Raw genomic sequence first — 13,627 nt, 5'->3', positions numbered from 1 at the left:
ACCTCAGGAAAAGGGGAAAACGGGATAAACCAGGTTGTATTAATTACATTGATGATAAACCAGCCACCAGCCAGGTCGCTAATTTATTTCAGTTCGGGAAGGAAAAAAGCGAGGATCTTACGCTGTATTAAGCCGGATGGCGGTGAAAAGCGCCTTATCCGGCCTACAGTGTGAACAGGTCTGATAAGCGCAGCACCATCAGGCACTGCGCCATGACCCCAAATTATGCGTCAAACGGGTCACGCAGAATCATCGTTTCAGTACGGTCCGGGCCGGTAGAAATAATATCAATCGGCACGCCGGTCAGTTCTTCGATACGTTTGATGTAGTTCAGCGCCGCCTGCGGCAGGCCGCTGCGATCCTTCACGCCAAAGGTGGACTCAGACCAACCCGGCATGGTTTCGTAGATCGGCTCGATGCCTTCCCAGTCATCCGCTGCCAGCGGTGTGGTGGTTACTTCACGGCCATCCGGCATACGGTAAGCCACGCAGATTTTCACCTCTTCCAGGCCGTCCAGCACGTCCAGTTTGGTCAGGCAGAAGCCAGACAGGGAGTTGATCTGCACCGCACGGCGCACAGCAACGGAGTCCAGCCAGCCGGTACGACGACGACGACCGGTGGTGGCGCCGTATTCGTTACCCTGCTTGCACAGGAACTCGCCGGTGTCATCAAACAGCTCAGTCGGGAACGGACCCGCACCCACGCGAGTGGAGTAAGCTTTGATGATACCCAGAACGTAGTCCACATAACGCGGCCCCAGGCCAGAACCGGTCGCTACACCACCCGCAGTGGTGTTAGAGGAGGTAACGTACGGATAAGTACCGTGGTCGATATCCAGCAGCGTACCCTGCGCGCCTTCGAACATGACGAAATCGCCACGCTTACGCGCCTGGTCCAGCAGATCGGAAACATCAACAACCATAGAGGTCAGGATGTCGGCAATTGCCATCACATCATCCAGCACTTTCTGGTAGTCAACAGCTTCCACTTTGTAGAAGTTCACCAGCTGGAAGTTGTGATATTCCATCACTTCTTTCAGTTTTACAGCGAAGGTAGCTTTATCGAACAGATCGCCAACGCGCAGACCGCGACGAGCCACTTTGTCTTCATAAGCCGGGCCGATACCACGACCGGTGGTGCCGATCGCTTTCGCGCCACGCGCTTTCTCACGCGCGTTATCCAGCGCAACGTGATAATCAAGGATCAGCGGACAGGCTTCAGACAGCAGCAGGCGCTCACGGACAGGGATACCACGGTCTTCCAGTCCTTTCATCTCTTTCATCAGCGCAGCCGGAGACAGCACAACGCCGTTACCGATGATGCTGGTAACATTCTCACGAAGAATACCTGATGGAATAAGATGGAGGACGGTTTTTTCACCGTTGATTACGAGAGTATGGCCTGCGTTGTGACCGCCCTGGTAGCGTACAACATATTTAGCCCGTTCAGTCAGAAGATCGACGATCTTTCCTTTACCTTCGTCACCCCATTGGGTGCCCAGTACGACGACGTTGTTACCCATTTTTCAAAATCACCGTTTGCTTAAAAATGGATTCTACCATCGCTTTTTCAGATATACAGCACTTTTTGCATGCTAAGATCGGCAAATACGACTACTTTTTGATCAGCCAATCGTTTTCCTCAACATGTAGTAGACAACAACTCCAGCAACCACAAGACCGCCGCCAAAACGACGTAAAACATTTTCCGGCAGTTGCGTCATGGCAGAGATCATTTTCTTCCAGGCGCGGGGATACAGCATCGGGCCTAAACCTTCCAGTACCAAAACGAGGGCAAGCGCCAGCCAGATAGTTGAATTCATCCATCGTCCTTATATAAAAAGAAAACCACCGCCTCCCTGAGGATGCCGGTGGTTTTGTTCATCTAAAACCGTTGATACGATTTTAACGTGTTGCCGTATTCGGTGTCTTCATGTAACGGAAGAAATCGCTGTCCGGGCTCATGATCATCACGTCCTGATTGCCTTCGAAGCTCTTCTCGTAAGCACGCAGGCTACGGATGAAGGCGTAGAAGTCCGGGTCCTGACTGAAGGCATCGGCAAACAGTTTCGCGGCTTCGGCATCACCTTCACCACGCGAAATGCGGCCCTGACGCTCGGCTTCCGCCAGCGTTCTGGTCACTTCATAGTCGGCGGTCGCGCGCAGTTTCTCCGCTTCTTCCTGACCCTGTGAACGGTGACGACGGGCTACCGCTTCACGCTCGGCGCGCATACGGTTGTAAATCGCCTCGGATACTTCGGTCGGCAGGTTGATCTGCTTGATACGCACATCCACCACTTCGATACCTAACGCCGCCATACTGTTCGGGTTGATCACCGGCACTTTGCCATTGGTTTCTGCCGCAACGCGTTCAGCCGCTTCGGCAATCGCGCTATCCGCCGCCGGAGTCGCCACTTCATCTTCCGTTCCCGCAGAACCGGAGTTCAGCGCGTCACGCACTTCCAGCGTTAAACGACCACGGGAATCGGTCACGATGTCTTTCACATCCAGACGACCAATCTCAGAGCGCAAACGGTCAGAGAACTTACGTTTCAGCAGCACTTCGGCCTGAGAAACATCGCCGCCGCCTGTCGCCAGGTAGTAACGGCTGAAATCGCTGATGCGCCATTTGATGTAGGAGTCAACGATCAGGTCTTTTTTCTCTTTGGTTACAAAGCGATCGGCCTGGTTGTCCATCGTCTGGATACGCGCATCAAGCGTTTTCACCGACTCAATGAACGGGATCTTAAAGTGCAGGCCCGGCTCATAAACCAGCGGTTTGTTTTCATCGTCACGCAGAACTTTACCGAAACGCAGCGTAATTCCGCGCTCGCCTTCTTTGACAACAAAGACAGACATGTACAGCACTACCAGCACGATGATGATAATCGCAATAACTGACTTACGCATCGTTATTCCCCCTGACGCTGGTAGTCGTTACGCTGCGCGTTAGCGCGGCGTTGGTCCATAATATCGCCCTGACTGGTGGACGAGGTATTGCTTGCTCCGCTCGTGCTGGACGATGAAGCCGGCGGCAGACGCAGCAGATTGTTAGCCGTGCTGTCTTTTGCCGCAGGCGCGTTAGCGCCTTTCAGCATCTGATCCAATGGCAGAACCATCAGATTGCCGCCTTTGTCGTTGACCAGAACTTTACGCGTATGGCTCAACACTTTTTCCATCGTCTCGATATACAGACGCTCGCGAGTAATCTCTGGTGCGGCTTTATATTCCGGCAGAATTTTAGCGAAGCGAGCCACTTCACCCTGCGCTTCCAGGATGGTTTGGGTTCTGTATGCACGCGCTTCTTCAAGAATACGCTGCGCCTGACCGTTCGCACGCGGCTGAACTTCGTTGGTGTACGCTTCCGCTTCACGGATGTATTGCTGTTCGTTCTCACGCGCCGCGATAGCATCGTCAAACGCCGCTTTTACCTCTTCCGGCGGACGCGCTGCCTGGAAGTTGACGTCCAGCAGGGTAATACCCATGTTGTACGGACGAATGGTCTCTTCCAGTTCACGCTGGGTATCGCTACGAATAACGGTACGACCTTCCGTCAGAATGCGGTCCATCGTGTATTTACCGATAACCCCACGCAGGGCGCTGTCGGTCGCCTGACGCAGACTGTCATCCGCGCTGGTCACGCTGAACAGATAACGCTGCGGATCGGTCACACGGTACTGCACGTTCATCTCAACGCGCACAACGTTTTCATCAGAAGTCAGCATCACACCGGACGCCGCCAGTTCGCGAACCGCTTCCACGTTCACCGGGGTAACTTCATCGATAAACGTCGGCTTCCAGTTCAGACCCGGCTCAACCAGGTGGCTGAATTTACCGAAGCGTGTCACCACGCCGCGTTCCGCTTCTTTGATGGTGTAGAAACCGCTGGCAGCCCAGATAATGACGATCGCTGCCGCTGCGATGGTAACGACACGACCTCCGATATGCGGGCGCGGCCCCTGCGATGAACTACCACCGCCAGAGCCTGTACCTTTACCGCCACCCAGACCACCGAGCTTTTTACTCAGTTTGCGGAAGATATCATCAAGATCAGGTGGCCCCTGATCGCGACCACCTTTGTTTCCATTTCCCTCAGAGTTGCCGCCAGGTTTGCTGCTTCCCCACGGGTCGCGGTCTTGTCCGTTATTACCGGGCTGATTCCACGCCATGTTTGTGCTCCATATTTGTTATGCGGTGATCCCCGTTGTCTTTCGACGAGAGGGATAAGGCGAAATTACTCCATGCTCCAGACGAGCCGCCATTAGATCACATAGTCGATCAACGCCGGTTCTTGTTTACAGAGGCGACGCCAGTCGACAATCGGCATGCGAACCTGCAAACTTACGCTGCCGTCCTCCTCCATCCACTCTTTTTCTATTGCCTGAAGTTGGTAAAACCGGCTTCTCAGACGCCCTTCCTGCGGCGGCAAACGCAACGTATGCTGCGCCACCTCGCCGGAAAGCCGCTCCGTCAAAGCCTGAAAAAGCTGTGGTATCCCAACCCCTGTTTGCGCAGAAAGCCAGACACGGATTGGTTTGTTCTCTTCATCCCTGTCGATACGCGGTTCAAAATCGTCCAGCATATCGATCTTATTCATCACCATCAGGGTTGGGATCTCGTGAGCGTCGATCTCTTCGAGAACCGTATCCACTGCGTCGATGTTTTCCTGTACGCGCACATCAGCGGCATCAACAACGTGTAACAAGAGCGTGGCCTGCCGGGTTTCCTGCAAGGTCGCTTTAAACGCCGCCACCAGATCGTGCGGTAAATGACGGATAAACCCTACGGTATCCGCCAGTACGGTTTCCCCCACATCTGCGACATCGATACGGCGCAACGTCGGGTCCAGGGTCGCAAACAGTTGGTCTGCGGCATACACCCTGGCTTCAGTAATCTGATTGAAAAGGGTGGATTTACCGGCGTTGGTATATCCCACCAGCGAGACCGTCGGGACATCCGCTTTTATACGCGACTGCCGCCCCTGCTCACGTTGCTTCTCAACTTTCTCCAGGCGCGACTGTATTTGTACAATACGATTACGCAGCAAACGACGGTCGGTTTCGAGCTGGGTTTCACCCGGACCGCGCAAACCAATCCCGCCTTTCTGCCTTTCAAGGTGGGTCCAGCCACGAACCAGACGCGTGGCCAGATGACGCAACTGCGCCAGTTCAACCTGCAACTTACCTTCGTGGGTACGTGCACGCTGAGCAAAAATATCTAAAATAAGACCGGTTCTGTCGATCACGCGACATTCACACAAACGTTCCAGGTTACGCTCCTGGGCCGGGCTCAAAGCATGATCGAAAAGCACAACCGCAGCGTTAGACGCTTTCACGGCTTCCGCAATTTCAACTGCCTTACCTTCACCTACAAAGTACTTCGGGTGCGGTGCTTTACGGCTACCGGTAATCACCTGCATTGCTTCGACACCGGCGGAAGAGACCAGAGATTCAAACTCCTGGAGGTCTTCCATATCTTTGTCTTGCGAAAAATAGATGTGTACCAGTACCGCCTGCTCACCGGCATCATAACGGTCAAACAAGCGTCAACCCCTCGATATATATCAGCGGGGAACGCAGGTTCCCTGGCTCCCCGTGTGTAAAACAGCCAAAACCTTATTCGGTTTCTTCGCTGTCCTGTTGCGCAGAAGTACCCTGCGCGCTGCTACCGTGATGGTAGTTACTGCTGGTGCCGCCACCGGCATTGTTACTGTGATGAGAAACCGGGCGAGACGGGACAACAGTAGAAATCGCGTGCTTGTAAACCATCTGGCTGACCGTGTTTTTCAACAGGATCACGAATTGATCAAAAGACTCGATTTGACCTTGCAGCTTAATACCATTCACCAAATAAATAGAAACTGGAACACGTTCCCGACGCAGTGCGTTCAGGAACGGATCTTGTAAAGATTGCCCCTTAGCCATTCTCTCTTTTCCTTATATGCTTATTTGTACTTTGAACCTTTCGATTCTGAAAAATTGCGCACGATACGTCTCAATTGTACACATTCAGTTCGCGATAGCACCAACAACCTGCAATACTTCGTTTCGCGCCTGGTCAGGCTTTTCACTGTCAAGCCAGCGTACTCCTTCCCAACCACGCAACCAGGTTACCTGACGCTTCGCCAACTGCCTCGTGGCGCAAACACCTCTATAAACCATTTCATCATATGAAATTTCGCCTTCAATGTATGACCACATCTGGCGGTATCCCACACAACGAATGGAAGGCAAGTCCGTATGCAAATCTCCACGGGCAAAAAGCGCCCGAACTTCTGCTTCAAAACCTGAAGCCAACATCTGATGAAAACGCTGCTCAATTCGCTGATGGAGCAGTTCACGGCTCGCCGGGGCGATGGCGAACTGATGCACCTGATACGGTAGAGCGTCTCCTGACGTTTGCGTCAGTTCCGTTAAAGTTTTACCCGAAATGAAAAAAACTTCCAGTGCCCGGGAAAGTCTTTGCGGATCATTTGGATGAATCCGTGCGGCAGCGACCGGATCAATATCCTGAAGCTGTCGGTGCAACGCATCCCATCCCTGCTCTGCCGCCTGTTGCTCAATTCGGGCTCTGATCTCAGGTTCCGCCGACGGTAAGGGCGAAAGTCCCTCCAGCAACGCCTTGAAATACAACATGGTGCCGCCCACTAACAGCGGAATACGCCCCGCCGCAGTAATCTCCGCCATCTCCGCTAACGCATCGCGGCGAAAATCCGCTGCTGAGTACGCTTGCGCCGGATCGAGAATATCCAGCAATCGGTGCGGAGCGGCCTTTAACTCTGAAGCCGTCGGCTTCGCCGTACCGATGTCCATCCCCCGATAAATAAGGGCGGAATCAACGCTTATCAACTCTACTGGCAAAACTTTACGCAATTCAATTGCTAACGCTGTCTTGCCGGAGGCCGTCGGCCCCATCAAAAAAATCGCCTTTGGCAGGCTCGCCTTACTTACATCACTCATGTTTCAGGGCGTTCATCACCGAATGTAAATCAACAGGTTGTAACAGACCACCCGGCGGCGCCTTCACGAGCTGCGGACATAACCGCTCTACATCAGCCAACAGCGTAATGGCCTGCGCCATCGTCCACTGCGGATGTTCACTCATCAAATTCCGCGCAATCCACTGTGCAATATTGCCCGCGTCAAACGCTGACTGCTGCGCGAGGTAGCCTATCAGTTCAGGAATCAAGATTTGTAAATTTTGTTGGCGTAAGGGTAAAGGCACTGCACGAATGGTCACATGCTGCGCATCTGACTGGAATTCAATCCCCAGATCCGTCAGTGGTGTTTGCGCTTTTTCCAGCGCGGATTTCTCCTCCGCCGACACTTTTAAGCGCAGCGGAATCAACAACGGCTGGGCGCAGACCGGCGTCTGCCCCGGCGTCAGTTGGGCCTGACGCAGCCAGCGTTCCGCCACGGGCAGCGCCAGCAGGTGAATATTGCCGTCACGCTCAAGCAATGCGCAATCCGCGCCGACAATGGTCAGCACGCGACCGAAACTCTGGCTATGCCCTGCCAGCGACGGCGCTGCCGTTTCTGCTTCCGGTGCAAGCGCCGGTTGTCGCGGAGCGGGCGTCTGTAACAGCTGGCGGTACACTTCGCCCTGCTGTTTCTGGTAGCCCGGCTGGGCATGCGGCCAACTGGCAGCAGGCTGACGTCCGCCGATTGCCTCTGACGACGTGGAATAGCGCGGCGCGGCGGGTTCCCGCGCAGAGGCCGGTTCAGCGAAATGATTACGCCCGGCCGCCACGCGGTTTTCCGGGATGTGACGCGGCGCAGGCTCTTCTTCCGCCAGCGGCAGCGGCGCATCAAGCTGCTGCTGTAGCACGCTCAATACGCCCTGATAGATGAAATCATGCACCAGCCGCGACTGGTGGAAACGCACCTCATGTTTCGCCGGATGCACGTTCACATCCACCTGATGCGGGTCAATCTCCAGATACAGCACAAATGCCGGTTGCCGATCGCCACCCAGTTTGTCTTCACAGGCCTGACGAATCGCATGATTGATTAACCGGTCGCGCATCATGCGGCCGTTCACGTAGCAGTACTGGATTTCCGCCAGCGCCGCCGTGGTGTGGTGAGGGTCGGCCACCCAGCCGCGCAGCGTCAGATCGCCGTGCTGCCATTCAATCGCCAGCGCCTGTTCCAGAAACGGTGCGCCGCAAATCGCGCCTAATCGACGTTCCTTCTGCCCGTCCTGCGCAACCGCACGGTACTGGCGCACCATTTTACCGTTGTGCGACAAATTAAGGGTGACGTCGAAGCGCGCCAGCGCAATGCGGCGGATAATTTCGTCAATGTGATTGAACTCGGTTTTCTCGGTGCGCATAAACTTGCGCCGTGCCGGCGTGTTGTAGAACAAGTCCAGCACCTCCAGCGTGGTGCCGACCGGATGCGCCGCCGGTTTTACCGTCACGTCCATATCACGCCCTTCGGCATAGGCCTGCCAGGCTTCCGCCTGTTCCGCGGTACGTGACGTGAGGGTTAAACGCGAAACCGAGCTGATACTTGCCAGCGCTTCGCCGCGAAATCCGAGGCTGATAATCGCTTCGAGATCGTCAAGCGAGGCGATTTTACTGGTGGCATGGCGGGCCAGCGCCAGCGCCAGCTCGTCTTTTTTAATTCCGCAGCCATTATCGCGAATACGAATAAGCTTTGCGCCGCCGCGTTCGATATCAATATCGATCCGCGTCGCCCCTGCATCAAGGCTGTTTTCCACCAGCTCTTTCACTACCGACGCAGGTCGCTCTACCACCTCACCTGCGGCAATTTGGTTCGCCAGTTGCGGCGGTAGAACCTGAATCGGCATGTAAAATCCTTAGTTAATCAACGACTCGCCCGGCGATACCGCGCTGGCCGTTTGCGCCGGAGCGCTCTGCGGCCCGGATTGCACCGGATGCGCCTGGAAGTAGTTACGCAACCCTTGGTAAATTGCCTCTGCCAGCTGCTGCTGATAAGCATCGCTTGCCAGCAAACGTTCTTCGCCGCTGTTGCTGATAAAGCCCGTTTCAACCAGCACCGAGGGGATATCCGGGGAACGCAACACGCCGAGGCTGGCGTGTTCAGGGCGACGCTTATGCAGCGAACCAATGCGCTGCAACTGACCTAACATGTTTGTCGCCACATCATACCCTACGCGCTGGGAATGACCGAATTGCAAATCCAGCACCGCCTGGCTTAAGTAGGGGTCAGCCTGACTGTTCGCCAGCACATCGCCCGCGCCGCCCAGCAGCTCAGACTGCTTCTCATGTTCTTCCAGCCAGTTCGCCATTTCGCTGTTGGCGCGCCGGTTTGACAGCACCCATACCGAGGCGCCCGTCGCGTTGCGGTTTGGCGCGGCATCCGCATGAATGGAGACGAGGAAATTGGCGTTCTGCTTACGCGCCACGTCGGAGCGCCCCATCACGGAGATGAAATAATCCCCGTCGCGGGTCAATACGCCTTTGAACATCGGATCGTTATTCAACAGCGTGCGCAGCTTACGGGCGATAGCAATCGTCACGTTTTTCTCCCGCGTCCCGCCGGGGCCAATAGCGCCGGGGTCTTGTCCGCCGTGACCGGCATCAATGGCAATCACCACTTTGTCGCCGTTACTGGATGTCGCCCGCGCTGCCGGGCGCGTTACCGTATTGCTGCTGGTGACAGCGGTAGCGCGATCCTGGTTTGTTTTAAACGGATTTCGCGCAGGTTCAGTCGGACGCGGAGCGACCACCGGCGTCTCAACGCGTTTTGCGACGACAGGCGGTGGAGGTGGCGGCGTATCGGCGTTGATGGTAAAGACCACGGTATAGTTACCGCCGTTCTGTCGTTTCACGGCCTCGGTTTTACCGTTCTCCGTCAGATCGACAACCAACCGCAGCGACTGCGCGTCTTTCGCCGTACCGGAGCGAATCGCTTTTACCAGGTTGTTGCCGCTAAACTGCAACGGCAGTCCCTGAATCACGCCGGTCTGTTTGATATCCAGCGCGACGGTACGTTTACCTTCTTGCGAAAACGCGTAATCAGGATCGCCGATAAAACTGAACGTAATCCGCGCCTGCCGATCGCCGTTAGATACCTGAATATCGGAGAGGCTGGCGGCCCCCGCCTGCGCGCACAGCAGGACCAGAGTTGCCACCACCCAATTTCTGATGCGATAAATCATCCCGCCACCCTTAAGGTTAACCGGCCAAACGCGCCAGCAACAAATCACCTGATGAGGAGACAGCACTAATGCGCGCCTCACGACCTTGCGCCTGGTAATCTATGTGTATTTCGACATCCGGGTCAGGCAGTACACCTTTACCTTGTTGCGGCCATTCCACCAGGCAAATGGCATCGTTGGCAAAATAATCACGGATCCCCATAAATTCCAGCTCCTCAGGATCCGCAAGTCGGTATAAATCGAAGTGATACACCATTAAGTTATCGAGCGTATAGGGTTCAACCAGCGTGTAGGTCGGGCTTTTCACATTACCTTTGTGGCCCAACGCCTGTAGAAATCCCCGGCTGAAGGTGGTTTTTCCCGCCCCCAGGTCGCCGTACAAATAGATGACGGTTGCACCGTCACAGGCTTTCGCTACGCGTAGTCCCAGGTCTAAAGTCGCCTGCTCGTCAGGTAGCGGAATTACTCGATTCATCATGGTTTACGTCAATCACATCAGGGTTAACAATACGCTGTAGCGTAGAAAAGAGATCGGTTGCCAGCATGCCGCGGGTGCCATAACTCGCAGCTAAAACATCCGCCGCCGCACCGTGGGCAACACATCCCGCACACGCTGCATCATACGGGGAAAACTTCTGTCCAAGCAATGCGCCAATAATGCCGGAAAGCACATCGCCCATTCCACCGCTGGCCATCCCGGCGTTACCGGCATCAATAATGCCCAACGCATGCGATTGGGCGGCGACGACCGTTCCCGCACCTTTCAGCACCGCCACGCCGCCATACCGTTTTACCAGACGACGTGCTGAAAGTAAGCGATCACTTTCAATTTCTGCGACAGAACAACCCAGTAGCCGCGCGGCTTCCCCCGGATGCGGCGTGATCACGCGATTGTGACGTTTATCGGGATTGATTGCCAGCAGGTTCAGCGCATCCGCATCCCAGAGCATCGGTTTGCGAAAATTCTCAGCTTTCTGTAGCGCTTTTTTACCCCATTCCTGCTGTCCGAGCCCGGGGCCTATCACCACCACGTCCGCCCATTGCAGGCTGTCATCGAGAGATTGAGGCGTCAGTTCATGCACCATCAGTTCGGGACGGGCGGTCAGCAACGGCGCGATATTTTCGCTGCGCGTCAGCACCCGCACTAATCCCGCTCCGGCACGCAGCGCCGCTTCGCCGGTCATACGTATCGCTCCCGCCGTCCCGTGGTCGCCGCCAATAATGACCAGCCGACCATGATCGCCTTTATGCGACGTCGGGCGGCGTGGTGTCAGCCAGTGGGAAAGTTGCGAAGCCGCAAAGCGCTGGATACGTACCTCTTGTCCTGCCAGCCAGCTTTCCAGCCCCAGCGCGTCAAAGTGCAGCGCTCCCACCACATCCCGCGCCTTGCCCGTCAGTAAACCGGGTTTCAGCGCAACGAAGGTAACGGTATGCGCGGCATTCATCACCGCTCCAGGCGTGGCGCCCGTTTGCGCCAGCAAACCGGAAGGGATATCAATAGCCACCACCGGCGCTGGATGGCTGTTCGCTCGTTCAATAAGCGTAGAGAGGGAGGTGCGCGGAGCCTGCGTCAGGCCGGTCCCCAGCAGGGCGTCAATAATCACATCAATATGATCCGGCCAGATGATATCCGACGCATGAATGACGCCCCCGGCATTGAGCCACGCCTCGCGCGCCTGCGCTGCCTCTTCAGGAAGCGGCTTATCGCTCTCCTGCGCCAGTAGCGTCACCTCAATACCTGCGGCTTTCGCCAGCCTCGCCACCACGTAGCCGTCGCCGCCATTATTACCGTGACCGCAAAGCACCAGCCAGCGCCGGGAATCGGGGTACGCGCCGCGTGCAACCTGAAATGCGGCTTCCCCCGCCCGCAGCATCAGCTCATACAGCGTCAGCCCTAAGCTGTCCGCCGCCTCGCGTTCCGCCCGTTTGATCTCATCGGCGGGCCAGATGGAGTGTGGTATACTTGCGGGGTTTTTCTTCATTGTATGGTCCGTCATGTCAGAGCCCCTCGATCTCAATCAGTTAGCGCAAAATATTAAACAGTGGGGGCTGGAACTGGGCTTTCAGCAGGTCGGTATTACCGATACCGATCTCAGCGCCAGCGAACCCAAATTACAGGCATGGCTGGATAAACAATACCACGGCGAAATGGACTGGATGGCTCGCCACGGAATGATGCGCGCCCGCCCTCACGAATTATTGCCCGGCACGCTACGCGTCATCAGTGTGCGCATGAATTATCTGCCTGCCAATGCCGCTTTCGCCAGTACCCTAAAAAATCCCTCTCTGGGCTACGTCAGCCGTTATGCGCTGGGCCGTGACTACCATAAGCTGTTACGTAACCGTCTCAAAAAACTCGGCGAGAGGATTCAGCAGCACTGCGTTTCGCTGAATTTTAGACCGTTTGTCGATTCTGCGCCCATTCTGGAACGTCCGCTGGCTGAAAAAGCCGGGCTTGGCTGGACAGGTAAGCACTCACTAATCCTTAACCGCGAAGCCGGTTCGTTCTTTTTTCTGGGGGAGTTGTTAATTGATTTGCCTCTCCCCATTGATACGCCAGTTGAAGAAGGCTGCGGGAAATGCGTTGCCTGTCTGACCATCTGCCCGACTGGCGCAATCGTCGAGCCCTACACGGTGGATGCGCGCCGCTGCATCTCCTATCTCACGATTGAGCTGGAGGGGGCGATACCAGAAGCGCTTCGGCCATTAATGGGCAACCGGATTTACGGCTGCGACGATTGTCAGCTTATCTGCCCGTGGAACCGCTACTCGCAACTGACCGATGAAGAAGATTTCAGTCCCCGCAAGCATCTTCACGCGCCAGAGCTGATTGAACTGTTTGGCTGGAGCGAAGCCTGGTTTTTAAAAGTTACGGAAGGATCGGCGATTCGCCGCATTGGTCACTTACGCTGGCTGCGAAATATTGCCGTCGCGTTAGGCAATGCGCCCTGGGATAACGCCGTGATTACCGCCCTGGAAAGTCGCCGGGGTGAGCACCCACTTCTCGATGAACACATAGAGTGGGCGATTGCGCAGCAAATTGAGAAGCGAAATGCCTGCGTGGTGGAGGTGCAATTACCGAAGAAACAACGCCTGGTCAGGGTCATTGAAAAGGGACTGCCGCGCGACGCCTGAGTCATCCACAGCTTGTGTATAAAAATAAAAAGACATTGCGATTCAAGAGGGAAAAAATCGTCAAGTGATCGCATTAACATTTCGAAATGATAATTAATCTATCAATTTCAATAAGTTACAAAGTTACTATTCACCAGGCGAAGTTTTTTGTATTCCAGGAATAATGCCTGGGCCTGTGGATAAGTCTGTTTACAAGAGTGTTTCAGAGGCAAAATAAAAGGCCCCCAACGTGAAAATACGCTGTGGATAATTTTATGGAGATAAGAATTTGGAGCGGGAAACGAGACTCGAACTCGCGACCCCGACCTTGGCAAGGTCGTGCTCTACCAACTGAGCTATTCCCGCTT

General features: G+C 55.2%; 12 protein-coding genes and 1 tRNA gene. 1 reads left to right on the top strand and 12 read right to left on the bottom strand.

The window, feature by feature from the left end; all coding sequences use genetic code 11:
- Nucleotides 1–223 precede the first annotated feature (223 nt).
- The 11 genes from purA to nnr all read right to left on the bottom strand — a co-directional run bounded on the left by purA (nucleotide 224) and on the right by nnr (nucleotide 12,142).
- Nucleotides 224–1,522, bottom strand: coding sequence for an adenylosuccinate synthase (gene purA / locus OGV67_RS19495; RefSeq protein WP_012134433.1), 1,299 nt, complete (start codon nucleotides 1,520–1,522; stop codon nucleotides 224–226).
- A gap of 102 nt (nucleotides 1,523–1,624) precedes the next feature.
- Nucleotides 1,625–1,822: a DUF2065 domain-containing protein gene (locus tag OGV67_RS19490; RefSeq protein ID WP_024130795.1), complete on the bottom strand. Its 198-nt coding sequence runs from the start codon at nucleotides 1,820–1,822 to the stop codon at nucleotides 1,625–1,627.
- Between the two features lie 82 nt (nucleotides 1,823–1,904).
- Entirely contained in the window at nucleotides 1,905–2,909 is a 1,005-nt protein-coding gene (gene hflC, locus OGV67_RS19485) for a protease modulator HflC (RefSeq protein ID WP_012134436.1), read from the bottom strand.
- Between the two features lie 2 nt (nucleotides 2,910–2,911).
- Nucleotides 2,912–4,168, bottom strand: coding sequence for an FtsH protease activity modulator HflK (gene hflK, locus OGV67_RS19480; protein ID WP_047459458.1), 1,257 nt, complete (start codon nucleotides 4,166–4,168; stop codon nucleotides 2,912–2,914).
- 92 nt (nucleotides 4,169–4,260) lie between these two features.
- A complete protein-coding gene (gene hflX / locus OGV67_RS19475) occupies nucleotides 4,261–5,541 on the bottom strand; it encodes a ribosome rescue GTPase HflX (protein WP_047459460.1) in 1,281 nt (426 codons plus the stop codon).
- Nucleotides 5,542–5,614: 73 nt separating this feature from the next.
- On the bottom strand, nucleotides 5,615–5,923 hold the full coding sequence (gene hfq / locus OGV67_RS19470; protein WP_012134439.1) for an RNA chaperone Hfq: 309 nt from the start codon (nucleotides 5,921–5,923) through the stop codon (nucleotides 5,615–5,617).
- Between the two features lie 84 nt (nucleotides 5,924–6,007).
- The gene (gene miaA / locus OGV67_RS19465; protein WP_047459461.1) at nucleotides 6,008–6,958 is read right to left on the bottom strand and encodes a tRNA (adenosine(37)-N6)-dimethylallyltransferase MiaA; all 951 of its coding nucleotides are present in this window, start codon (nucleotides 6,956–6,958) and stop codon (nucleotides 6,008–6,010) included.
- Nucleotides 6,951–8,810, bottom strand: coding sequence for a DNA mismatch repair endonuclease MutL (gene mutL / locus OGV67_RS19460; RefSeq protein WP_115615215.1), 1,860 nt, complete (start codon nucleotides 8,808–8,810; stop codon nucleotides 6,951–6,953). The genes miaA and mutL overlap by 8 nt, the downstream gene beginning before the upstream one ends.
- A 9-nt stretch (nucleotides 8,811–8,819) precedes the next feature.
- A complete protein-coding gene (gene amiB / locus OGV67_RS19455; RefSeq protein WP_115615216.1) occupies nucleotides 8,820–10,145 on the bottom strand; it encodes an N-acetylmuramoyl-L-alanine amidase AmiB in 1,326 nt (441 codons plus the stop codon).
- A gap of 16 nt (nucleotides 10,146–10,161) precedes the next feature.
- Nucleotides 10,162–10,623, bottom strand: a complete 462-nt coding sequence (tsaE, locus tag OGV67_RS19450) for a tRNA (adenosine(37)-N6)-threonylcarbamoyltransferase complex ATPase subunit type 1 TsaE (RefSeq protein ID WP_012134443.1) — start codon at nucleotides 10,621–10,623, stop codon at nucleotides 10,162–10,164.
- Nucleotides 10,595–12,142 (bottom strand): bifunctional ADP-dependent NAD(P)H-hydrate dehydratase/NAD(P)H-hydrate epimerase, encoded by a 1,548-nt coding sequence (gene nnr, locus OGV67_RS19445; protein ID WP_115615217.1) that lies wholly within the window; start codon nucleotides 12,140–12,142, stop codon nucleotides 10,595–10,597. Before nnr ends, tsaE begins: the two co-directional genes overlap by 29 nt.
- Here nnr and queG point away from each other — a divergent pair.
- Nucleotides 12,141–13,280 carry a tRNA epoxyqueuosine(34) reductase QueG gene (queG, locus tag OGV67_RS19440; RefSeq protein ID WP_049009166.1) on the top strand — a complete coding sequence of 380 codons (1,140 nt, stop codon included), beginning with the start codon at nucleotides 12,141–12,143 and terminating at the stop codon, nucleotides 13,278–13,280. The two genes, nnr and queG, sit on opposite strands and share 2 nt — an antisense overlap.
- 269 nt (nucleotides 13,281–13,549) lie before the next feature.
- Here queG and OGV67_RS19435 read toward each other — a convergent pair.
- Nucleotides 13,550–13,625: transfer RNA gene (locus OGV67_RS19435), tRNA-Gly, on the bottom strand.
- Nucleotides 13,626–13,627: the final 2 nt, after the last annotated feature.

The sequence above is a fragment of the Citrobacter sp. CK188 genome (assembly GCF_030333525.1).
GTDB lineage: Bacteria > Pseudomonadota > Gammaproteobacteria > Enterobacterales > Enterobacteriaceae > Citrobacter_B > Citrobacter_B koseri.
Note: the sequence above shows the minus strand (reverse complement) of the source record. Positions and strands in the feature narration are given on the sequence as shown.